General features: G+C 53.2%; 21 protein-coding genes and 4 pseudogenes. 11 read left to right on the top strand and 14 right to left on the bottom strand.

Translation table 11 applies throughout. The features are described 5' to 3' along the window. Window positions 1-22: 22 nt before the first annotated feature. Complete coding sequence (locus tag IFJ82_RS01825; RefSeq protein ID WP_003621328.1) at window positions 23-505, bottom strand: MSMEG_0572/Sll0783 family nitrogen starvation response protein; 483 nt, start codon at window positions 503-505, stop codon at window positions 23-25. A 355-nt stretch (window positions 506-860) separates the two neighbouring features. Then, complete coding sequence (locus IFJ82_RS01820) at window positions 861-2264, bottom strand: aminotransferase-like domain-containing protein (RefSeq protein ID WP_003621326.1); 1404 nt, start codon at window positions 2262-2264, stop codon at window positions 861-863. A 167-nt stretch (window positions 2265-2431) separates the two neighbouring features. Between IFJ82_RS01820 and IFJ82_RS01815 the strand changes: the two genes are divergently transcribed. Continuing rightward, entirely contained in the window at window positions 2432-3073 is a 642-nt protein-coding gene (locus IFJ82_RS01815) for an HPP family protein (protein ID WP_192265409.1), read from the top strand. On the opposite strand, the gene IFJ82_RS01810 is transcribed toward IFJ82_RS01815, so the two are convergent. After that, the gene (locus IFJ82_RS01810; RefSeq protein ID WP_192265407.1) at window positions 3068-3664 is read right to left on the bottom strand and encodes a DUF488 domain-containing protein; all 597 of its coding nucleotides are present in this window, start codon (window positions 3662-3664) and stop codon (window positions 3068-3070) included. The two genes, IFJ82_RS01815 and IFJ82_RS01810, sit on opposite strands and share 6 nt — an antisense overlap. Between IFJ82_RS01810 and IFJ82_RS01805 the strand changes: the two genes are divergently transcribed. The 3 genes from IFJ82_RS01805 to IFJ82_RS01795 all read left to right on the top strand — a co-directional run bounded on the left by IFJ82_RS01805 (window position 3642) and on the right by IFJ82_RS01795 (window position 6057). Then, window positions 3642-3881, top strand: a complete 240-nt coding sequence (locus IFJ82_RS01805; RefSeq protein WP_332828114.1) for a hypervirulence associated TUDOR domain-containing protein — start codon at window positions 3642-3644, stop codon at window positions 3879-3881. The two genes, IFJ82_RS01810 and IFJ82_RS01805, sit on opposite strands and share 23 nt — an antisense overlap. A gap of 489 nt (window positions 3882-4370) precedes the next feature. Beyond that, entirely contained in the window at window positions 4371-5591 is a 1221-nt protein-coding gene (hmpA, locus tag IFJ82_RS01800; RefSeq protein ID WP_192265406.1) for an NO-inducible flavohemoprotein, read from the top strand. A gap of 91 nt (window positions 5592-5682) precedes the next feature. Beyond that, window positions 5683-6057 (top strand): DUF488 domain-containing protein, encoded by a 375-nt coding sequence (locus IFJ82_RS01795; protein WP_192265405.1) that lies wholly within the window; start codon window positions 5683-5685, stop codon window positions 6055-6057. 106 nt (window positions 6058-6163) lie between these two features. On the opposite strand, the gene acuI is transcribed toward IFJ82_RS01795, so the two are convergent. Further along, entirely contained in the window at window positions 6164-7147 is a 984-nt protein-coding gene (gene acuI / locus IFJ82_RS01790) for an acrylyl-CoA reductase (NADPH) (RefSeq protein WP_192265404.1), read from the bottom strand. Between the two features lie 582 nt (window positions 7148-7729). Between acuI and IFJ82_RS01785 the strand changes: the two genes are divergently transcribed. Continuing rightward, window positions 7730-8635, top strand: a complete 906-nt coding sequence (locus tag IFJ82_RS01785; protein WP_225578734.1) for a LysR family transcriptional regulator — start codon at window positions 7730-7732, stop codon at window positions 8633-8635. 14 nt (window positions 8636-8649) lie between these two features. On the opposite strand, the gene IFJ82_RS01780 is transcribed toward IFJ82_RS01785, so the two are convergent. Both IFJ82_RS01780 and IFJ82_RS01775 read right to left on the bottom strand, forming a co-directional pair. Next, on the bottom strand, window positions 8650-9726 hold the full coding sequence (locus IFJ82_RS01780; protein ID WP_075632164.1) for an NAD(P)H-dependent flavin oxidoreductase: 1077 nt from the start codon (window positions 9724-9726) through the stop codon (window positions 8650-8652). A 373-nt stretch (window positions 9727-10099) separates the two neighbouring features. Further along, entirely contained in the window at window positions 10100-10276 is a 177-nt protein-coding gene (locus tag IFJ82_RS01775) for an SDR family NAD(P)-dependent oxidoreductase (protein ID WP_192265402.1), read from the bottom strand. Window positions 10277-10419: 143 nt separating this feature from the next. Here IFJ82_RS01775 and IFJ82_RS01770 point away from each other — a divergent pair, with 143 nt between their 5' ends. The 3 genes and pseudogenes from IFJ82_RS01770 to IFJ82_RS15935 all read left to right on the top strand — a co-directional run. After that, window positions 10420-11310 carry a LysR family transcriptional regulator gene (locus IFJ82_RS01770; protein WP_239026120.1) on the top strand — a complete coding sequence of 297 codons (891 nt, stop codon included), beginning with the start codon at window positions 10420-10422 and terminating at the stop codon, window positions 11308-11310. A gap of 25 nt (window positions 11311-11335) precedes the next feature. After that, the gene (locus IFJ82_RS01765; protein ID WP_225578733.1) at window positions 11336-12151 is read left to right on the top strand and encodes an alpha/beta hydrolase; all 816 of its coding nucleotides are present in this window, start codon (window positions 11336-11338) and stop codon (window positions 12149-12151) included. 134 nt (window positions 12152-12285) lie between these two features. Then, window positions 12286-12492: pseudogene (locus IFJ82_RS15935) on the top strand (type II restriction endonuclease); the annotation flags it as partial. A gap of 72 nt (window positions 12493-12564) precedes the next feature. On the opposite strand, the pseudogene IFJ82_RS01760 reads toward IFJ82_RS15935, so the two are convergent. From IFJ82_RS01760 to IFJ82_RS01725, 8 genes and pseudogenes are all read right to left on the bottom strand, one after another. Beyond that, a pseudogene (locus tag IFJ82_RS01760) lies at window positions 12565-13179 on the bottom strand (IS5 family transposase); the annotation flags it as partial. Window positions 13180-14259: 1080 nt separating this feature from the next. After that, window positions 14260-14589, bottom strand: a pseudogene (locus IFJ82_RS01755) (NAD-dependent dehydratase); the annotation flags it as partial. Window positions 14590-14717: 128 nt separating this feature from the next. Further along, window positions 14718-15965 (bottom strand): PepSY-associated TM helix domain-containing protein, encoded by a 1248-nt coding sequence (locus tag IFJ82_RS01750; RefSeq protein WP_192265400.1) that lies wholly within the window; start codon window positions 15963-15965, stop codon window positions 14718-14720. A 455-nt stretch (window positions 15966-16420) separates the two neighbouring features. Beyond that, window positions 16421-18916, bottom strand: a complete 2496-nt coding sequence (locus IFJ82_RS01745) for a TonB-dependent siderophore receptor (protein WP_225578732.1) — start codon at window positions 18914-18916, stop codon at window positions 16421-16423. Window positions 18917-19297: 381 nt separating this feature from the next. Continuing rightward, window positions 19298-19513: pseudogene (locus tag IFJ82_RS01740) on the bottom strand (ParB/Srx family N-terminal domain-containing protein); the annotation flags it as partial. A 214-nt stretch (window positions 19514-19727) separates the two neighbouring features. Next, complete coding sequence (locus tag IFJ82_RS01735) at window positions 19728-20204, bottom strand: DUF2840 domain-containing protein (RefSeq protein WP_192265399.1); 477 nt, start codon at window positions 20202-20204, stop codon at window positions 19728-19730. Window positions 20205-20285: 81 nt separating this feature from the next. After that, a complete protein-coding gene (locus IFJ82_RS01730) occupies window positions 20286-20729 on the bottom strand; it encodes a GNAT family N-acetyltransferase (RefSeq protein ID WP_192265398.1) in 444 nt (147 codons plus the stop codon). Between the two features lie 105 nt (window positions 20730-20834). Beyond that, complete coding sequence (locus tag IFJ82_RS01725) at window positions 20835-21386, bottom strand: 5' nucleotidase, NT5C type (RefSeq protein WP_192265397.1); 552 nt, start codon at window positions 21384-21386, stop codon at window positions 20835-20837. A 593-nt stretch (window positions 21387-21979) separates the two neighbouring features. Between IFJ82_RS01725 and IFJ82_RS01720 the strand changes: the two genes are divergently transcribed. The 3 genes from IFJ82_RS01720 to IFJ82_RS01710 all read left to right on the top strand — a co-directional run bounded on the left by IFJ82_RS01720 (window position 21980) and on the right by IFJ82_RS01710 (window position 22987). After that, a complete protein-coding gene (locus IFJ82_RS01720; protein WP_192266614.1) occupies window positions 21980-22225 on the top strand; it encodes a hypothetical protein in 246 nt (81 codons plus the stop codon). Between the two features lie 72 nt (window positions 22226-22297). Then, window positions 22298-22552 (top strand): type II toxin-antitoxin system prevent-host-death family antitoxin, encoded by a 255-nt coding sequence (locus tag IFJ82_RS01715; protein WP_192265396.1) that lies wholly within the window; start codon window positions 22298-22300, stop codon window positions 22550-22552. Between the two features lie 9 nt (window positions 22553-22561). Then, window positions 22562-22987, top strand: a complete 426-nt coding sequence (locus tag IFJ82_RS01710; RefSeq protein WP_192265395.1) for a hypothetical protein — start codon at window positions 22562-22564, stop codon at window positions 22985-22987. Window positions 22988-22993 lie beyond the last annotated feature (6 nt).

Raw genomic sequence — 22993 nt, 5'->3', positions numbered from 1 at the left:
CGTGCGGTCCTCCCTTCGACCTTCAGAGAGTCCAGGTATTGAGGATGAAGGCGTTGTCGCGCCGCGCCAGCAGGATGATGTCAAGCACGTCCTGCGGATTGATCGGCGTAATGCCGGGGATCAGGTTCTGCTCGCCATAACCATAAAGGGCCTGAAGCGCAAAGCGGCAGGCATAGACTTTGCCGCCTTCTTCAAGGATTTTTGCAACCTGCCTGTTGCAGTTCATGTGCCCCGGAAAAGCTTCATCACCCAGGCGGGGGAAGCCGCGCTGCACACCAAGGGTCACACCCGGCCCATACAGCAGCACCGACGTCTCGAACCCCTTGCGGATCAGGCGTGTGGCCTGCAGCAGATTTACAAATCCGACCGATCCTTCATTGGCGACGGTATGGAAGGTGATGAGGGCTTTCTCGCCGGGCCGGGCTTTGACGTCCTCGAAAACCTTGTTTTCATAATTGACGAAGCAATCACCATCTTTATGCGGAGTGTGTTCGACTTTCGGCATGATATATCTCCCGTATGCTACGATCATCGGCGAGACGCCGGGACTGATCGTGTTGCCACAGCGAACGTGGCACGGGATGACGGAAGGCCAAAATATTGTATACCTGTGTTCAGGGGTACAAATGGTTCAAAGAAAAGCCTATGCCCCTCTCTGCGTAAGACAGAGCCATACAAAAAATATTACATTGCCATACAATCAAGGAATAATTCTCTAACGCATTGTTTTAAAACGCTTTTAAAATCACTTATTCGTGAATGAAGGGGCTGTTTGTTTTTCGGGATTCCCGCATCCCTCCCTCTGGAAGCAGGAAATTTTGTCGATTCGAAGCATGACAGCCCGGTCACACAAAGCCCGGTCACACAATATCGGCGAAACCGGGGGAGCGTTTGTGCTGGAGCACCGACAGCACCCCGTGCAGGGAGTCCTCAAGGCTTGCGGCATCCGGCGCACTGCCCAATGCGATTCTTGCACGTTGCGGGGGCTCCCCACTGATGGTGAAAACGGTGCTGGGCACCAATGCAAGGCCACGCCTGCGTGCATACGCGACAAAATCCGCACTGCCCCACCAGGCGGGCAGTTTCAGCCAGACATGTGGCCCGTCAGGATTCATGCAGTGTCCCGCCCCCAGCACCTTGCGGGCAATGGACTGGCGCAGGCGCAGTTCCGTGCGGATGGCATGCAGGATCGTATGTGCCTGCCCGGTCAGCATCCACCGTGCCGTCAGCGCGCTGAGCAGGCCGGCATTGGTCAGGGCGATGGCCCGTATGGCCGCCGCAACCCGCCGGGTCATGTCCGCATTGGGCAGGGCGACATAGGCGGTGCGCAGGCCCGGACTGAGTGTCTTGGCAAGGGTGGCCACATAGCTGACACGGCTATGGTCAAGGGCCGCCAGTGCGGGGGGCGGGCTGTCCATCAGCAGGCTGTAGGGGTCATCTTCCGCGATATGCAGGTGATGGCGTTGGGCAACCGCAAGAATATCCCTGCGCCTTTGCAGGGACATCGTGGCCGTGGTGGGGTTGTGAATGGTCGGAATACAGTAAAGCAGCCGGGGGTGATGTTCGGCACAGACCCGAGCAAGCTGTTCTGGCATCATCCCTTCCATGTCACTATCCACACCGACCAGAATAAGGTCGAACTGTGCCGCTATGGTTCGGATGCCGGGATAGGCGATGCGATCTGTGACAATCACGTCGCCCGGCTGTGTATGGGTGCTGACGATTGCCGCAAGCGCACTCTGGGCCCCCGGTGCGACAAGGATTTCATCCGTACGACGCTGTCCGATGACAGGGGCGATCCATTTCGCGCCAAGCTGGCGTTCCTCGATCGTCCCCCCTGTTACCCGATAGGACATCAGGCTGTTCAGGTCCTGCTGCTTCAGAATGGCTGTAATATCGGTTTGGATAATACGCTGTAACGATGGGTCCTGCGGGATGGGCGGCAGGTTCATGGTCAGATCCACCACGGCAGGCCCGGTATGGCGCCAATGGCTTTCGCCCGCGCCGACACGGACAAAGGTGCCGCGCCCCACGGTGGCGTCAATCAGACCACGCCGCCGGCCTTCGGTAAACGCCCGGGTTACGGTCGTCAGATTGGCGCCAAGATAGTCTGCGATCATGCGTTGGGGTGGCAACCTGTCCCCTTCCCGCAGGTCGCCCTTGCGGATGGAAAGTGCCAGAGCATCCACAATCGTCAGGTACATGGCGTTCGGGCTGCGGCTGATCGCATCTTTCCACTGTGCAAGATAGGCGTATTGCGGCACAGAATATCTCCCTACATTTTTGTCATAATTTTCTATATTACAGTCATACAATGATAGCCTAAAAACATTCGGGCCATTATGCTTTTTCATACAGACCCCTGCCAGAATGCCAGGCCGGGAGTATCAGGCGTCCCCAATATTCCGATATAAAACGAAGGTTGTATCTCATGACGATCTTATTGCGCGCCGCCACCGGGGCATTGCTGGGGATTGCAGCAACCTATCTCATTGGCGACGCCTTATCAGATTTCGATCATATCGCGATCATCGCCCCCATGGGGGCCTCGGCAGTGCTGGCATTCGCCGTCCCGGCCAGCCCACTTGCAACACCACGGGCAATTATTCTTGGGAATACTTTGTCCGCCATGATTGGCGTTGGTATCTCCCTCCTTTGCGGCCTGCCCCTTGCGCTTGCCTGCGGGCTTTCGGTCTGCCTGGCCATCATGGCGATGTCCATGACGCGGTCACTGCACCCACCAGGAGGGGCGACCGCGTTGATGGCAACGCTGATCCATCCGGCCAGCCATGACCTGATGACGGGACTTGCCTTCCCCTTCCTGCCTGTTGCGCTCAATTCAGCCATATTGACGTGTGTTGCGGTCCTGTACCATCGCAGCACCGGTCATGATTACCCACACAGGCCCGGACCAGCCGCCCTGACCGCCCTGCCCATGGGCCATTTCACACGGGATGATATCCATGTTGCCCTTCAGAAAATGCCTGATCCGCTTGATGTCGATGAACGGGACCTGACGGCACTTATCACCCTGGCAGAAGAAATCTCTGCAACCAAAAGGAAGAAATCATGATGCAGGTACTGAAGGTGGATAAGTGACACAACCATCATCACCGATCACAGCCTCTGGCGTCATCTGTGCCGCGACGATCTTTGTAATGGAAAGGATATGGAAAACCTGCCGGTGGTTTTCCAGAAGATAGTCGGTGATGATACGCCGATGACATCGCCACCACAGGATTTCGGCGCACATGATGGCGACAGTGAAATGTTCCCCCAATTCCATGAGGGTTTTCAATCCCTGGTGGAATTCCCCTCCCAATGCATAATCAGCATAATTGTGAAAACTCTGCACATGCCAGAATGCATTGGTTTGTGTGCCAACCGTTTTCGAGCGCGGACGTCGCCCCCCAAGCTCCCGAACATGACGGTAGCCAATCCCATATGGCGCCAGTTCGGTTATAAGGCGTGAACCGTCAAACTCCCGATTACGTCTGGAATATGGAAAAGCCCGGACATCGACAACCATCGTAATATTATAACGATGCAAGATCGCGATAAAATCAGAGACTGAATGCGTTGAATGGCCAACCGTATAAAAAGCGTTCGAAACAGGATCAAAGGCCCCGTCGCCCTTTAATATGTTGAGAGAGGAAACCGTCATGCAGTCAAAGACTTTCGAAATCGGTGATATCGTATCGTGGAATTCCGAGGCCGGTTACGTCAGCGGCCGTATCCGCAACATACATACCGCACCTTTTATGGTGAATGGATACCAGCATCATGCAACGGCGATAAACCCGCAATATGAAATTGAAAGCCTTAAGACCGGACATATTGCGTTTCACAAAGGTACGGCCTTGACCCGTATAACGTCATAGGAAACCTGTTGGAAACAAGCCATTCATCAGGAATGATAAAGGTTCTGGGACAGTCCATTTTTCATAAAGACACCATATCCCACAGGCTTTACGCATCGTGGGCAATAATTTCAGTAATCCGTCGCGATTATACGCATTTTTTGGATCAGTATAACACAGAACACGCGCCAGGACCTCTGTATGGCATCCTGACATCAACGCACAGGAACATGTGAATACGGCCACAGCGTCCATACCGGGTCATAACATTGCACAGTAGCGCCGCCCTGAGCGAGCCAGACGGTCACAACATTCCCGTGCTGTTGCGCCGCCGGGGTCACGTGACGACACAGCACCTTCCCGGCGGAACGCAAGAGGGATCAAGGCGCATAACGCGTCATCGGTTCGCAACATAAGCTTCATGGTCGATTAAAGGTATCTGATATTGACATGATTTCCAATGCGGATAAATTAAGGTGTATGGATCATAAACCTTAAAAGGAAACGACCATGTCCGCCCCCCTGGACGACCAGACACGCTCCATCATCCTTGCCACCGTTCCGGCGCTCAAGGCACATGGCCTGGCGATTACGACAGAGATGTACAAACGTCTTCTTGAGACACCAGCCATTCGCGACCTGTTCAATCTCTCCCACCAGCAGGATGGCGAACAGCCCAAGGCCCTGGCTTTGGCCGTGCTGTGCTATGCCGAACATATCAATGACCTTGGCGCACTCGGCGGCATGGTGGAACGGATCGCGGAAAAACATGTTGGCCTCAACATCCTGCCCGAACATTATCCTTATGTAGCAACCGCGCTCCTTGGTGCGATTGGCCATGTTCTTGGTGATGCCGCGACACCGGAAATTCTGGATGCATGGGGAAAAGCTTACTGGTTCCTTGCTGATATCCTGATCGGGCGTGAAAAACAGATTTACGAAGGCAACGAATCCACGCCCGGTGGCTGGACGGGCTGGCGTGCATTCCGCGTGCGTTCGCGCCGTCGTGAAACATCCACGATTACCTCCTTCGAACTGGTCCCAGCGGATGGGGGCACGATCTTCCGCCACAAAGCGGGACAATATCTCAGTTTCAAGCTGGATGTGCCCGAACACGGATCACAGCGCAGGAATTACAGTATTTCTTCCGCACCGGGGGAGGATCATTATCGCATCAGTGTACGGCGACAGGACGGGGGCATCGCGTCCACCTGGTTGCATGACAGTGTGAAGGAAGGCGATATCTTGCAGGTTGCCAATCCTGCAGGTGATTTTTTCCTTAACGAAACAAACAGAAACCCTCTTGTTTTTCTGACGGCAGGTGTCGGGCTGACCCCGGTCATGTCCATGCTCGGTGAACTTGCACAAGCACATACGGACAGAAGCATCCGTTACGTTCACGGTGCCGATACACAGGCATTGGCGGCTTTTGTCACGCAGATTGAAGATTTTGCAAAAATCGATGTCTTAAAGGCTGATTTCTTTTATTCACAGGAATCATCACCAACAAAGGAAAGTGTGTCAGGCATAACCACCCATGCAGGACGGATCAGCCCGGACTGGTTGCGGCAAACACTTGATCGCTCTGCCACCTATTATATCTGCGGCCCGGATTCCTTCATGCGGGATATGGTGGATACACTGAAGGACGAAAAACTGCCGGCAACGCAGATCCGATATGAGTTCTTTGGCTCTGCCGCTGACCCGGACCTTGTTCTTTCCGCAGCCTGAGATCAGCAGACCGGTTCTTAAAACGTGGGAGGCACGCTGCCTCCCACGCACCATGACGTCAGGGGAGCCATGCCATGTGCGGTACCATCAAATGCCGGACATAAAAATCAAGCGTGTGTATGACACGCCTGACCCACATGACGGCGTTCGCATCCTTGTCGACCGGCTATGGCCACGTGGGCTGCATAAAAGCGATGTACACATGGAGTACTGGTTAAAGGATGTCACACCCAGCCCGGAACTGCGGCGCTGGTTCGGTCATGACCCTGCCAACTGGAACATGTTCCAGATCCGTTACCGTCAGGAACTGATGCACGGGAACGCCGATCTGTCACGCCTCATTCATCTGGCAGGGCAGCAGAACGTCACACTCCTTTATGCAGCCCACAATACTCAATGTAACCATGCACTTATATTGCAGGATTTCCTTCGCAAAACCGTCGCAGAGCAGAAAATGCACGAGTAACGCATGGTATGTTGAGTCCATGCCTGTCATATGCTGTGTGCCACACCGAATTTTCTGCACATCAAGCCCCATGATTTCAGAACTGTCCTGAATCCCGAGCTGAATATCAGGACATACGCACCACAACACGCCCACGTATCTTTCCATCAAGAAGCGCGGCTGATGCTTCTATGGCGTCAGCCAGCGCAATCTCAGACGTCATTTCCACCAGTTTTACCGGATCGATCAATTCCGCCAGACGCGACCATGCGGCAAGTCGCCTGTCGCGGGGGCACATAACGCTATCCACTCCGACCAATGTCACCCCACGCAGGATAAACGGCGCAACGGTCGAGGGAAATGACATATCCGCCGCAAGTCCGCACGCTGTCACAACGCCACCATACGCCATGGACGCACAGACATTCGCCAGAACCGTGCCCCCGGCCACGTCAACCGCCCCAGCCCACCGTGCCTTCTCCAACGCCTTGCCAGGCGTGGTGAATGCCTGTCGTGGAAGCATTTCCTTCGCGCCGAGAGCAGTTAGATAGGCTTCCTCCTCTGGACGACCTGTCACGGCTACAACGTGATAGCCAAGCCTGCTCAACAGCATGATTGCCACACTTCCCACACCACCAGTGGCCCCCGTGATCAGGATCGGCCCCTTGTCAGGGGTCACGCCTTCACGCTGCAGGGCCTGTATACACAGCATCGCCGTATAGCCAGCCGTGCCGATTTCCATGGCCTGCCTGCTTGTCAAACGGTCGGGAAGCGGCACCAGCCAGTCACCAGAGACCGTCGCTTTTTCTGCAAGCCCGCCCCAATGTTTTTCACCAACACCCCAGCCGTTGAGAATGACCCGCGCACCGGGCCTGATGTCTTCTCGTTGCGAGGACTCGACAATGCCTGCGAAATCTATGCCCGGTATCATCGGAAAGGAACGTACGATCGGGCCACGCCCGGTAATGGCCAGTGCATCCTTATAGTTCAGGGTTGACCATTCTACCCGAACCGTCACGTCCCCTTTGGGAAGCTGGTTATCCGCCACATCCCTGACGGACACGGACTGTACACCGTCCGCAGATTTTTCAATCACGACAGCCTTGAACATGGCATTTCCTCCCGGCGATATTACCGATTATATATAAAACAATAACTGTGCCCCAGAAACATCATGCGGCATACAAGAATTTACACTTTCCCGGCAGCGCCAGAAAGCTGCTCTCAAAAACGTGCGGTCTCCAAGTATGTCACTTTCGCAGAATAATATTTTCCTACTTGATCCATGAAAAGAAAGTAATTTTCTGAAATGCCCATATTATCATCATTGACCAGTCATAATGCCACATGCGCGTTCATTGCCGCATGATTTCTGCATCGTCAGTTTTTCCGCAGAAACAACATCAGGGCCACCGGCACAGTACGGCGATGTTTATTAGAGGCAGCTTGAAAAGTCAGGCGCGACAACATACCAAAATTATAAAGTTTTTAGTAAATATTTTCCAAAAAGCTTCGAAAGACGCCGCCTTTTTGAAAAAGGCGGCACCCAAAAACTTTTCCTGTTTTTATCAATTATTTGTTTTCAAACAATCTTTTAGATAATCCCTATATATTTCCAGGAATCTCTATATAAGATGAATTGATAAAAAAACATGCTGATGTTCAGATATTAAACATCTGCGGGAGAGATGACGTGAATAGCGGCGATCTTCAATTCTTTATGGCTGTTGCCACAACAGGTGGCATTGGAAAGGCAGCAGAGCAGCTCAATACCGTTCAATCAAACGTTACATCACGGATTCAGCGGCTGGAAGTCGAACTGGGTGTGCAACTGTTCACCCGCCACACACGCGGCGTGGAACTGACATCAGCAGGCCGCAAGCTGATACCCATTGCGGAACAGATTAATACCCTGCTTGGGAGCATCCGGACCGTCGTACATGATGATGGTACGCCCCAGGGCAAGCTTATCATTGGTGCAATGGAAACCACCACGGCACTCTACCTTCCTGATATCCTCAGTAACTATGCCAAAGATTTTCCCAAAGTGGATCTGGCACTCCGCACCGGCACGACGACGGAACTGACCCGGGATGTGCTGGAACAGAAACTGGATGGTGCGTTCGTCTGTGGCCCGATCGCCCATCCCCGCCTGCACACCGAACGGATCCATGCGGAAGAACTGGTTCTTTTGAGCGGCCCGCACATCAAGGATCTGGCGCAAATCGTCGCATTGGGCGAAACATCCATTTTCGTGCTGCGTCTGGGATGTTCCTATCGCCAAAAATTGGAAGATATTTTAATAAATAAGGGAATTTCCATCGCAAGAATAAATGAGTTCGGAACCTTTGAAGCCATTTTCAGCTGTGTGGCTGCGGGTCTTGGCATAAGTATCGTGCCCCGATCAATGCTGCCCATGATCACTGCACGATGGATGCTGACGGCACATAGCCTTCCTGCCAGTATGGCATCCGTGGAAACGGTTTTCATTCGCCGTACCAGTACCTATATATCAAATGCCTTGTCCCGGTTCATCGACCATGTTCAGGACGCCAATCACCTACGTTCCAATGATGGGTGTTTTTTTTATTCCTCTTGATAAATAATTAGCTTTTAACCAGTGGCCAGTTCCAGTTCGTTGACAAGGGTACGCATCAACTCACCCGCAGGCATGCGGCGGGCCAACGGTGCCCCCTGTCCGGCCCATTGCGCCCCATAATCTGTCCGGTTATTCCGCTTCGCCGCCGCGTTAAGCGCCTTTGCAAGGTCGTACGCCACAGGATATGCCGGCACTTCATCAATATGGATTGTGCGACCGACCTCAGTATAACGATTTGCCAGACAGCGTGCGGGGCGACCGGAAATAACCGATGTCATCACCGTATGATACCCTGCATTACCGACCAGCGCGGCACGATAAGCATCATCAGCCAGCGATTCATCACAGGCGATAAAAGCTGTTCCCAGTTGGGCAGCAGCAGCCCCCAGTTTCATGATCGCAGCGATTCCTTCCCCATTCATGATCCCGCCTGCCGCGATAACAGGAACATCAAGAGACCGGGTGAGAATTTGGGTTAGGGCTGCTGTAGTCAGTTGATCATCAGGGTGTGAGGGATCAAAAATTCCGCGATGTCCACCAGCCTCGTAACCCTGTGCAATCAGGGCATGCACACCCGCCGCCACGGCAGTCTGTGCTTCGGCAAGATCCGTCACGGAACAGAGCAATATAATCCCGGCAGCGCGCAGGGCCTGAATCACATCCACTGCAGGCAAGCCAAAATGGAAGCTGACAACCCTGGGCCGTACAGCCAGAAGAAGTCGCATCATTTCTTCATTGGCAACGAAACTTCGATAAATCTCCCGTAACATGGAAGGTGACGTACCGCCCTCCATCATAAAATGTTCCTGGAAGCGTTCGATCCATTTTTCTTCGACCTCCAAAGATCGGGTCGATGGCTGATGGCAGAAAACATTTAAATTAAACGGACAGTTGGTACGTTCCTTTAATTCAGAGATCATATGCGCTGCCGCTTCGACATTCGATGCCCCCAATCCCAGGGCACCCAATCCCCCGGCCCCGGATACGGCAGCCGCCAGTGCGGGGGAAGAAACACCCGCCATAGGTGCCTGGAAAATCGGCAACCGGATACCGATCGCCGTCAGGAGTTCCTGTCTTTTTATTCCTGTCATGGGATGCACCCGCATTATCGCAAAACTTTTTCGCCATCATGATAGGCAATCATGAGCGGAATAATGCATTATTTTTTATGATACCAAACATCATGAAACCAGAATTCGATCAGATATAAATTCCACGATATTGTAATACTATATTTATAAATACCGTTAAAATTATCAATAACGCACATGTATTTATCCGGGAAATATTTGCATATGGGATCTGGAAAATAATGTTGCCTTTCGATCGAGAAAGGCGACGTCTTTCGAAGCTTTTTGAAAAAAGCTTCACCAAAAACTTTCATTATTCCAATATCTTGTCGGACTTACCATTCCAAACAGTCTCTGAAGTAAATACAACCAAATATAGCTGTATTTATTGGACTCAAGAATACTCCAGCGCAAAGCTGGCAGCCTCTTTTACAGCCGCCGCACCTTTCCCCGCGATGTCCCGCACGCCGGCATAGACGCACTGTCCGGCGGCTGCGAGCCTTCGGGCCGTCATGGCGCCAATGCCACGCGATGACCCCGTGACGATCGCGACTTTTCTATTCTGTGTCATGTCCATTTTCCTTTTGCGTGTGACCCTATCTGGCCTTGGCGTGACAGTGCCCCTTTTCATCGCCCGGATAATCCCGCACAATCCGGATAGATTATCCGGAAATAGAGAATAGTGATGGACCGGCTGATATCATGCGACTGTTCATGCGCATCGTGGAGCGCGAAAGCTTCACGCAGGCCGCCCAAGACATGAACCTGCCGCGCTCGACGGCAACCGACGTCATCAAAGCTCTGGAAAAGCGACTGGGCGCGCGCCTTCTGCACCGCACGACACGTCAGGTCAGTCCGACCCCCGAAGGCGAAGTCTATTATCGTCGCTGCCATCATATCGTCGCGGAAATCGAAGAGTCAGAGAGGGGTTTTAGCGCTGTCAAACCCAGAGGAACATTGCGGATCGACGTTCACGGCACTCTGGCCCGTCACTTCATCATGCCTGCCCTACCCGCATTTTTCGCGGCCTACCCTGATATCGTGCTGCATATGAGTGAAGGCGACCGTCTGGTCGATCCAGTGCGTGAGGGCATGGACTGCGTTCTGCGGGTTGGGGAATTGCGGAACAGTGACATGATGGTCCGGCATCTGGCCACCCTGCATGAAGTGACGCTTGCATCCCCGGCCTATCTGGAATCCCACGGCATCCCGACACATCCGGACGATCTGCCCGAAGGTCATGCCATGGTCTGTTTCCAGTCAAGCCTGCGCGGCAGGATCCTGCCGCTGGAGTTCGTGATTGATGGAACGTCCCGGAACGTCACACTGCCGTTTCCTATCGCCGTCAACGCAGCGGAGAGCTATATTGCAGCCGCACGGATGGGGTTAGGTCTCATCCAGATTCCGCACTATCATGCAGAGCACGCCATCCGGTCCGGTGCCCTGGTGCAGGTACTGAGCAGGTTTCCACCGCTCCCCTCCCCGGTCTCGCTGCTTTATCCGCATAACCGGCAAATGTCTCCGCGCTTACGCGTCTTCATCGACTGGCTGGCGGAACTGTTCAAACCTGCCAGCACATCATCTTCTCAGCATTATGACCAATGAGGCCACCATGTGGAGCACATTCCCCTTGAAACGCCTTACTGTTTTGCTGGCTCCGGCATTTTTGCTCACACCAGCCTTCGCGCGTGACCACCATCGCCAGGACATTCCCGCCATTTCCGAGCAAAATCAGGCAGAGCGGAGTGTCGACCTGTCTCTCGGCGATGGAAGCCAGCTGAGAGTGCTCATCTCCGCTCCGTCCACCCCACGGGGAACCCTCATCATGCTCCCCGGAGGCGCTGGTGACATCGGCCTTGAAAAAGACGGTAATCTTGAACATGGGCACAATTTTGTCGTCCGGACACGCGGTCTCTGGAACAGGCAGGGCTATACGGTTCTCATCCCGGACACGATCAATCGCACCAATCTTCGGGGAGAACGGAGTTCCCCGGCCTATGCCCGTCTTGTCGAGGATCTGATCACTTACGCGCACCAGCAGGAAACAGGCCCTGTTTTCCTGCTAGGCACGAGCCAGGGATCAATCGCGGCCGTGAATGGTGCTGCCCATGCCCGCCCCGGTAGCATCGCTGGTGTTGTACTTACTGAATCCGTTTCCGTCATGGGTGGCAGCGGCGAAACAGTTTTCAGCGCTGACCCGCAACAGGTCCGTGTTCCCGTCCTTATCGTCGCCAATCGAGATGATGCGTGCACTGTCGCGCCACCACAGAATGCGCAGAAGATTGCAGCGTCGATGACATCCAGCAAGGACGTACATGTTCTCATGGTCTCAGGTGGGATCACCAGATCCAGGAAGGACTGCGGCTCCCTGACACCACATGGCTATTTCGGCATAGAAGATCAGGTCGTGGCCAAAATCAGCGCATGGCTGGATGCCCATTCCTGAACAGTCAGCTCAAGGCAGCGTATGCATCCGCGATGTTCGTCGCTAACGGATGATGTAACCACAAACCACCGGACGAAATAAAAAACTGGATCGGCTCCATCATGTGAACGTGAACTCCAACAAAAACGCGCCGGATTGAAGGACTGTTTCTTGTGGCACCAGACAAGCGGGAAGCTGATGTGCGGGATCAGTTGAGGCGGCCGGCCTTCAGTAGAATAGCCGATCTGAAAGTCCGATATTTGCCTTATGGAGCGCTGGAGAAGGACCGTAAGGCAATCGAGCGCTTTGGTCACGGACTGGAGCCTATTCAGGCCATATCCCATCTGCTTACGCCAGTATGATCGTGATGACCGGAATGGGGGGAGAAAATTGCCGGTCCGCTTTCGGGCGCTGTGAGTAGGCTCAGGACTTAGTAGCCAGAACATGACGGTAGCTGCGAGGCAGATGACAGAGAAGAAGACTGTTGGGCTCCTGTCGTATCTGATGGGTTTTCCACGGGATTTCCGACCTGGAATGCGGGGCCTTATCCCTCTTTCTTTCAGGGTATCCCTGAACCAGTTGGCGTCGTAAACACGATCAGCCAGAAGCCATTTCGCCATGGGGAGACTGTCTAGCAAGGCACCAGCACCGGTGTAATCACTGATTTGCCCATCAGTCATGAAGAAGCTGAGCGGACGTCCATTCCGATCTGTGACTGCATGAAGCTTCGTGTTCATGCCACCTTTGGTGCATCCGATCAGCCGCCCCGGATCCCCTTTTTTACCCGAAGGCTTGAGGCCATGCGGTACGCCTTGAGATAGGTCGCATCGATCATGGTGGTCTGGGGCTCTGCTTTCCCGGATGCCAGGCCATCCATCATCCGGGCGAAGACCCCGTGGCGCATCCCGCCAACGCAGGCCATTGCGGTTAACGAAAATGATCCCACTCAACACACGGCGACCGTCCACCCGAGGGCGGCCATGGCTCTTTGGAAAGAAGGGCCGCAGACGGGCCATATGCTCGTCTGTCTGCCAATATAGGTCGCTCATCTCCAGTCTCATCACGGATGCCTGAATGCGCCAGCACTAAATTGCATATAGAAGCTAAGTTTTATCGGAAAGATCCAGCTTCATTAGGAATAGCTCGCTCTGTCGTTGGGTTGAAGGCCGAATTTCCCAATATCAGAATTCGATTAGTAACGAGTTCGAAAGAAAATAAATCCGCTATCGATCTTCTTAAAGCACACCAATGTATTTATTTATACAATGTTTTTCCGAACTCTATCGCGGAAAGTTATTTTATAAATTCAATTAAATCAAATATTATTAATATAATAAAATGAGGTTATTCATATGCCAATTATATATGCAGCATATAAAAATATTTTCTTTTCCTGTTTTCGGTATATAAATCAACGCTTATTGCATCCTAAATGAGCGCAACCGCCACCTGTCTACCCGATATTTTAAAAAGACAGGTGGCGTGCCTAGGAAAGCAGTCATTTTTATTAGTCGTTCCAATCTCGAGTCATATACCATCCACCTCCGCGATATTCGTAAAGCGCACTTAATGTGTGAGATCCACTTTGGAATGTGACTTCAGCTACGTATTGACCTGGTTTCCCGGTGATAGAGGAATAAAAATTAGGAAGAGTCGGATATCGACGCTTTACATCCTCATCAAGCTCACGCCGCATCTGTTCTTGAGTGAGGTTCCGGTTCATCTTTTTTCCCTTAATTAAATATCTATCGATATATACCCAGAGAGACAGGCTGCGCGATGGGTAGAGTATAACATTATGTCTGATTTCGGAATCTTTGGCTACCTATCAGAGGTCCGAAATGAGGCGGAAGCGGACATAGCTTTGGATGCATAAGCTCCACGCTTGAGGAGGGCAGGGGGTATTTATTTCAGTAAGAGATCATGCGTGTGCCGAAAAAAGTTCATTAAAACAGCCTATTAGACCAGATTCATTCTCAGCTTGCGGTTGCCGCAAGTTGAGAACCAATCCTGCCCCGCAACCAAGCATAAGCGTCTGAAAAGACAGAAGAAAAGCCACCCAATCGGGTGGCTTTTTTTGTGCCCGGAATACGCCGCAGGATGCACATAGGAAACAGATGGAAAGGTAAGAGGTTAAAGAACGAGCCCGGCGTATACTGATACGCTGTAAAGCCAGCCCGACGGCTTTTGCTCATATCGGTCACACACTCCACCGGACGTCCAAGATCGGCATCGGTATGCCAGGCTGAAGCAAGGCGCCCCATCTGTGTCTCCTTCAGACCATGACGACCACTGATCTCCGCCCATAGTTCTACATCACCCGACAGCATGGCTTCCAGAGAAGCGGCCTGTCCCGGATAAGGGGCAGCTTCGAAACCAAACCATGCCGCCAGCTGGGGCCATAGCCATTTCCAGCGGAAAACGTCACCGTTCACGATATTGAATGCCTGATGCTGGCCCAGCAGGGCGGACAGCAGACCGAAAAGGGTGAGGAGCCCCAGCGCAATTGGCCAAGTCCAGACCGAGACAGGCTGTCGCGGTGCGGAAGCGGGCACGACAGAGTCTGGCGTCTCGGGAGAAACGGCGCTCATCGGACCATCTCCCCTGTCAAAACAGGCGGCGGCGCATCCTCGGCGTCATCCAGATCATATCCCAGCGCGCGCAGACGGGCATCGGTCGCCATCTTGCGCTTGCCAGCCCACAGCACCAGACCGCTCACCAGAACCACGATCACCACGACATCAAGGAGCGCCCAGAGGATTTTCAAAGGCATGCCACCATAGTCGCCGAAATGCAGAGGGCGGGAAATTTCGAGGAAGCGTAGGTACCACGGCATCGGATACGCGCCCGTCAGTTCCCCCGTACGGGCATCGACCAGAACCGGGGTGAACAGCCGGGCGCGCAACGGTGTCGCGCCATGGGTCCACAGCATGTAATGCACGGGGCTACCAAATGGTGCGCCGGGGAAAGAAAGGCCTGTCACCTCATTGCCAGGGGCCGCCTTGGCCGCCGTGTCGAACGCCGCCTGTACCGAGGACAGATGATCCTGCGATACGACCGGAAGCTGCGCATAAGGTTTGAGGATCTGCCGGACATCGGTTATCCGCCACAGGCCGAACAATGGTGTCTGCAATTCGTTGACAAAGCCCGTAAAGCCGACAACCAGCGCCCAGGCGAGCGTGGCCACCCCCAGCAGGTTGTGCAGGTCCAGCCATGTCAGACGCGCTGCCCGGTCCCGGCGCACAGCCCCAAACGGCAGCCGCTTCATAAAGCGGCCATAGAGGACCGTTCCCGAGACTAGAGATGCGACAAACAGAACTCCCATAACACCCATAAACAGCGCACCGGGCAGCCCCGCGAACAGGTTCATGTGCAATCGCGTCGCTGTGCCGAGAATAACCCCAGTCCATGTCCGGGGCTTTTTGGGAGCGTCAGGAGGCGGAGACTGCTTCAGCACCTCTGCAGTACGGGCATCGAACTTGATCCAGTGGCTGGAATTGCGATCCGGATATTTCTCATCATCCTTTAACGCCTGCCAGCTTGGGGCCATGGAAATGAGCACCGCTGGTTCGTCATCATCCGGATTGACACCAGTGACAATCTGACCGGGAAACATCGCCCGCGCCTTCGCCACCATGACATCAAAGCTGGCATTCGGCGTACCGGATAGCAGCACTGCGTAAGGCGGGTCATCGTCACCAACGAATGTGTCCCAGATCTGCTCGGAGAACAGCATCGGCAGCCCGGTCACGCACACCACCAACAGGAACAGCGTGCAGACCAGGCTTGTCCATTTATGGATCACGAACCAGCGGCGAAGGGTACGGGTCGTCATGAACGCCGCATCCTCACAAATGCGTGTAAGAGTGAGTCGCAGTTGATGAAACGATAAACGCCCACGTGACCTCCTTTCCGGAAAACCCGCTTTCTGTCGGCAACGGCAGGACACAGCGTCCTGCTCTTCCGCCAGAAGGCGTGCCCTTATTTACTAAGACGATCTGGGAAGGAATTTTCAGTAACAAAAACTCAAAAAATCGACATACCATTTATGTGCATCTGAACTGGCAGGAGAACAGCTTTCCCGTGACAGCTCACGTAACTTGCACAAGACCATCCCACGACTTTGGCATAGGTCGCCCCTCGCATCTTGCTGGGGATAACCCACGTTTCTTGCAGGGATTTGTCCCACGGAAATTGCAGTGAAGCTGCCCCTCGACTTTGGCATGGAAACGAGGGGCAAGGTAATGAAACTAATAGGGAAAAGATGTTGTAGTTCGGGGTGGGGAAATTTCACCAATTATAGGTAAGGTTGCCATACACACGCCGCCCTTGGCCCAAGTAGCACGAGCTTGTACTACATGATGCGGTATAGTATTTATTTGTGAGGTTAGAGATGGCCAATTGTGCCTTCAAACCTTTAAGAGACGAAAGCGCTTTTCCGAAATCGTAGTGGGCTCCGACGTCAAACAATACATAAGCGGGGGATTTAAAGGATTCGACGCTATCGATATATGTAAAGCCGACGTACCGTGCTCCCCAGTTGACTCCGAAGCCGTCAAAGACATTTTTCGGGAATGTATAGTCAAAAAATCCTGATGCCATATTACGAGGGACATAAGGAACAGACATACCAGACTGAGAAATAGCAGCGCCATAACGTGCTCCAGTGTAAGGATTGAATCGTTTCGCTGTTTGGTTCGTGGTGGCGTATCGGACATCCGTATAGCTATACGAAGCTATAAATCTCAGATCCTTTGTAATGTTTGCATTGGCCGACACTTCAAAACCTTGAGACCTGACTCGGCCTGCATCTGAGCTAAAGTTTGTATGAACCGCGTCCTGAATCAAATAATGGTCTTCATCGATACGAAAGGCAGCTGCTGTTAGTATGATATCTTTATTGGGAACTTTGTATTTTAGTCCCGCCTCAAGCTGGCGTCCTTTCAATGGTGCGAAGGGTTGCCCCTGATAGTTCGTCGAGTATTGCGGAATAAATGATGTTCCATAGCTGAAGTAAGGGGTGAGGCCGAAATCGAAATTATAAATTATGCCTGCTCTCCATGTGAACGCGCTCTGCGGTTCCGGAGCGGGTGAAGAGCCACTTGAAATGGCGATGCTTTGATTCCCGGCGTTTGAGAATCGTGTCGATGTTGAATACGACTTATAATTCACCCAGTCTTGTCGGCTACCCAAGAGGACGGACAGTCTTTTCCACTTTATCTGATCTTGAAAGTAAACACCTTCCTGAAAATAATTATTTCGGGCAAAAGAGCGGATACCAACGCAGTGGGCAGACGCCACTGTGCTGTAGCAAGGAGTGTAAATTGGGTTAGGATTATAGATATTTACGGGGACTCCTGACGTACCTTGGGTATAATCTTGCCACCAAGGCAGCGTATAGTGATATTGTTGAAAGTCCGTTCCAACGACCCATGTGTGTTGAAGCGGACCCGTTTTGAGCTTTCCATCCAAGCGAGTGTCTAAGGCAACAGTTTCGTACGTTTGTATCCACCAGTTTGGCTTCACATAGATAGTATTAGGACCGCCAGTTCCATTATAATATATATTTTTTGCGTTATAGTTGCTATTTTCATACCTAAAAACTTGGCTGAAATTTATATATCGGTTAAATTTATGGTGAAACTGATATTCAAACATAGCATCACGTTCGCTCTGCGTATTCCAGTTAGGTATCCCGAAATAATTCCGCCTCGATATTTTTCTATATCCATCAGTAATTAGAGTTCCATGCAACGGATAGTAGCCGGAGTTCGTTCCGTCTCCCGGCGTGTACATGTAGCTTCCAATAAGTGTTAATGATGTATTCTTGTCGATGTCCCATGCAATTGACGGTAAGACACCAACCCGGTGATATGAAATATGATCTGTTTGCGAGCCCTGCGTGACGCCAATGGCCGCGATACGGTAACGGACACTGCCGGAATTAGTTATTTTATCGCTGATATCGAAGGTGGCTTGGTATCGGCCCCAGTTGCCAAAACCCAGTGTAGCTTCATGGAGAGGTGACTCAGTTGGTTTCTTCAAAGTTTCCGCTATCATACCGCCGGGAGTCAGTTTACCGTACATAACGGAGGTTGGGCCATTGATCGCCTCGATGCGTTCAAGAAAGGATGGTTCGCCGCTGCTTTGCGTATTTGTTAAAAGTCCATCCACAAACTGAGTGCTATTAAACCCTCTTTGCATTATTGCCCTTGCCTGTCGGGTGTTTGATCCATTGGAAGCAGTGCCGAATGCTCCCGCGTAAACACCCGCAGTATATTTCAGCGCGTCCTGTAGGCTTTGTGGCTGCTGATCCAATATTTGTTGTTTTGTGATAACATAAATAGAATTGGGTATCTCTGTGATCGGCGTATCCGTTTTAGTTCCTGCCATGGTGTTTGCGGCAACGTATCCAACACCCGGTCCAGTTGGATCCTGATGTGCAATAATGCCCCCCACACGGACAGGACCAAGCGTGATGTTGGCAGAAGCTTTAACAAGTGAAATTTTATTACCAGTTCTCGAAAAACTATAGCCACTGCCAGACAACATACGGGACAGAGCCTGATCCGCCGTCATTGTTCCCGAGACGGAGTTGGCATGCAGCCCCTTCACTTTATCCATATCATAAAAAATCTGGAGATGAGCAGTCTGGCTGAGTGTCAGCAGCGCGTGGTTGAGTTCGCCGGCCGGGATATTCACCGATAGGGTCTGCGCTGCCACCGGAACCACCGTCCCTTGCGCCATTGCAGGAGATGGACAAAGCTCAACGGCGCACCAGGTCAAGGCGCTCCCTGTCATTAGCTGACGAATCAATACGCCACATCTGGTCCGATTTATTGTCCTGCGCGGTACATCCCCACGTTCCATCATCGCCTCATTTCATCCATCACCACGGCACCCTCAAAACGAGAATGCTTTGCATTTGCGTCAATGAGTAAGACGCCTGAGGCTTCAGGACTCAGTAAGGAATTCTGCGTGATGGATGCAGATTTTTTTATTTTTGTTTCTGTATCAATGCATTAGATGGCGCATTTCCGCACGGGTGAGCAGCAAGGATAACCGACCCTCAATAAATGATCGTCGCAAGACCTGCGACCGATACCGATCGCAGGGCGAGTTGCCGGGTGATTGAGGACACCGCACCGTCAATATCGGAACAGGAGAAAAGGCGCGAAACTGATCCAGCGGGTGCAGGGGCACGCGCTGGACGTTCTCGGCCAGAGAGTCGTCCTCGGCAAGAATGGCCGATCCGGCTTCGCGCACGACACAGGGCACGGGCGCGGTCTTCGCCAGTTTCTTCTGTGTCACCAGCAGTTCGAGGGCACGGAAACGCCGTCCGCCCGCCGGGACTTCGTAAGTGCCGGTCTCATCGGCATCACCGCCGTGCTGCACAGTTGGGGCTCAGCGCTGTTCGAAGGAGCGCCAAAGGCGACCCTAAATAGACGCGGCGGCACAGCCGACGCCTTCCGCTCGCGGTGCGAAGCAGCGCGTTGTCCCGGCACAAAACGGACGCGACTGCATGACGGGAAAGCGGGCCGGAAAGAGAAGGAAAAGGCACGAACAAACGTCAGTAGGCCAGACGTGGGCAGGACGGTCAATGCAACGCGCGACGACGCAGCCATGCCCGATGCCGCGCTTTGGTGTAGGCATCGGGCTGTTGCCGTGCCTCCAGCCGATGGTGGACATGCCGCCAGTAATCGGGACTGACTTCGGTCGGATCGATGTCCTGCGCCTCGACCGTATCGATCGCTTCCAGCACACACTGGACGCGCGGCCATGAACTCTGGTGCAGCAACATCTCGCCACCGGGCTGCACGCAGGGGAGGGTCTGGTAGTCTTCGCAGGAGCCGACCGTGCGCACGATGTCGATGTGCGATTCAACCGTGCCATAGTCGTTGGCGGCCCAGCGAACGAAGGCGAACACACTGCCGGGCGCGAAGCTCAACAGACGACGGCGACGGTCCAGAATGGTGTCCGCGACCGGCCGGCCGAAGCGCAGCCAGCGTTCCACCTGCTTCTCGATCCAGGTCAGTTCGACCGTCGTGATCAGCGCGGACGGATTGTCAGGCATCACGGCTGTTTCCTCGTCACGGCGGTCTCTTCCGCCGGCACAGACTTCGGCGTGAGGATGACGGCAATAAGAAGACTGCCGTCAGGGTACGCGCTTGAACAGATAGATTGCCACCCCGCCATTTCGGGCTTCTTCACGTTCGATTTCGTAACCCAGTGACGCGTATAAGCGAAGATTTTCTTCGAACAGAGAGTTCGTATATAGGCGGACAATGCCTACACCGGCCTGGGCGGCCAGTTGCTCCGCATATGCAAGCATTTTTCTTCCATAGCCACGCTTCTGGAAGCGAGGATCAACGGCGACGTTTTCAATCAGAATGTCGTTTTCATGCTGGATTGTTTCGAGAAGCGCCACCAAATCTGAACCAGCGAACAGAAGGTCTACCCGGTGGTCACGAATGAATGCGGCGTGGTCTGCCTTCATCGGGAGCGGTTCTCGCCCGATCACTGGCACCCATTTGGCGTAAGCTGCCCTGGTAAGCGCTGCGACGGCCTCGGCATCGCTGATGGTCGCAACGCGAATCATCTCGGTTACACCTTTATATGGTAAGTTTTAAGAGCCAGTGAAACCTTTCCCAACAGCAACAAAGGCGGGGAAAGTGGTATGTCGGATCCCAGTTCGACACGAGAGTCAGTGGGTCGCCAGTCCGTCCAGTAAAGATACTGCCTCGGTCCAATTCTTCACTCGTGGCGTCCAGTCTACATATTGATTGTGGGCCGCGGAGAATAGAATTCCCTGACCTTTGAAACGTGAAAAATGACGGACGTTATCATCAATTAAATAATCAGCGGCAAGAATGCTTTTATCACCACAAAAAACAATTTGGAGAGGCGATATAAATGGAAAATGCTCCTGCAACCATCCAAATTTGGCCGCGCAGGATGCCGGATATTCCATGGCCGCAGTCGTTATAAAAATCTCAAAACGCTCGGATAAAGTCAGGAGTGCATTTTGCGCACCCGGCATCACATTCAGACCGCGAAAAAATTCTCCCCTGTGTAGCAAGGTTTCCATTTCTGCAGCATGCTCTGGGTTCGCCAACTCGTTGAAATGACGTCCCTGTAAAACCTCGTCGTTCCAGTCGTAGCCATGCGTCTCACAGTACCATGACTTCTGGGCTGTAAAAGCGTCGGCAATGACTTCGTCCATATCGATGGCTAGGCGAAGGCGATCGGTTCCCATGTATTTTACCTGTCTCTCGAAGTTGTTTTGAATACACCTTGGTTCATTATGGGGTATTGCAAGCCGATAGGCCAACCAGTTCACGTTCAACCGATTGGGAACGGCTTGCTATAGTCGGTCTATCTAATGTCGCATCAGAGGCTTATGCCGAAACATTCGGATTGCTCGCGTTATTTCATGGCGTTCTGCCGCTCGCCAGGCGCTTCATCAAGTCTTCAGAAAAGAACCGCAAGTCAGGGCCATCCTGACCTAACCAGGCATTGATACCTACCTGAGGGAATAAAGTCACTCAGCCAAACTTGGCGAACGTCGTCCGCTTTGAAGTTATTTGTTTGTGCTTCAAATCGTCCCACATGAAGGCGAAAGCTGCGTTTACCACTGGATCAACGAATCGTGCAGCTGAATTCATTATTCACCAACTTGTGATTGCCTGTTTTAAGAACAAAACACCGCCACGTGTACGCCTGACTACGCCCCGGTACGCAGCAACGGACGCAAGCCGACAATCCATTGGAATGGCATGATTTTTTCGGTTGCACAGCGTTTTTCAGCACGTGATGCTGCTGTTCTCTCCAGACGGAAAGGGCAAGACGATGACGGACGAAAACCGCATATCGAACGCCGGACCGAATTCTCCGGCCAACGATAACAAACCCACGAGCAATATCCAGTCCGCTCCTCCCGATCCGGCCATGAAGGCGCGAACAGACGCACTGATCCTCGTCCTGGCGCGCCTGCTGGGACGGCAGATCGCCCGCGAGGAATTCGAGCGGTGGCTGGGCGAGATCGCCAATGACAACAATCCCGCCACCGAAGCCGGGCCGGAGCGTGAGGAATGAGATTATCCTTGAGAAAGAGGTATTATACGTATAATTTGGGTGCCATCATTCAATCAGCAGGATGCCCCGCTCATGCCCACCGTCGGCGCCCTCGAATTCCAGCGCAAATTCGGCGAGTTCCAGCATCAGGCCCAACGTGAGCCGGTCGAAATCACCCGTCATGGTCGCCGGGAATATGTGCTGTTGTCCGCCGATCATTACGACTGGCTCCGCGCGGCGGCCCAGCGAAGCCATCGGACAGACGACGTATCCGACGTGGTGCTGGCGGCCGTGGAGCGCGCTGAAATGGACCCCGAACATGCGCATCTTGATGAGTTGCTGAAATAAGGGCCGTCCGTGTCGTTTCCCGAACCCAAACCGGGCCTCGTGGTCCGTTACGATTATCTGTGGACGCATGAAGCCGCGCGGGGACAGGATCAGGGTAAGGACCGTCCCGCCTGTATCGTCGCGGCCAGCGACAGTGTTCTGCGGCCCCGCTATGTCGTGCTTCTGCCGATCACCCACACGCCGCCTTCCAGGGATACAGTCGGGATCGAGATACCGGCGAAGGTCAAGGCGTCGATCGGACTGGATGATGTCCCAAGCTGGGTCATCGTCTCGGAGCACAACGTCGATGAATGGCCGAGCGGCGGCGTGTCGCCGGTCCCCGGCAAGACGGGTGTCTTTGCCTATGGTTTTATCCCGCCCGGCCTGTTTACCAAGATCAAAGCGGAATTCGTCGCCCTCGCCCGACAGAAGAAAAGTGCTGCCGTACGTCGCTGACCATGA

It is taken from the genome of Novacetimonas hansenii (genome assembly GCF_014843995.1).
Classification (GTDB): Bacteria; Pseudomonadota; Alphaproteobacteria; order Acetobacterales; family Acetobacteraceae; genus Novacetimonas; species Novacetimonas hansenii.
This window is presented reverse-complemented; position numbering and strand designations above follow the sequence as displayed.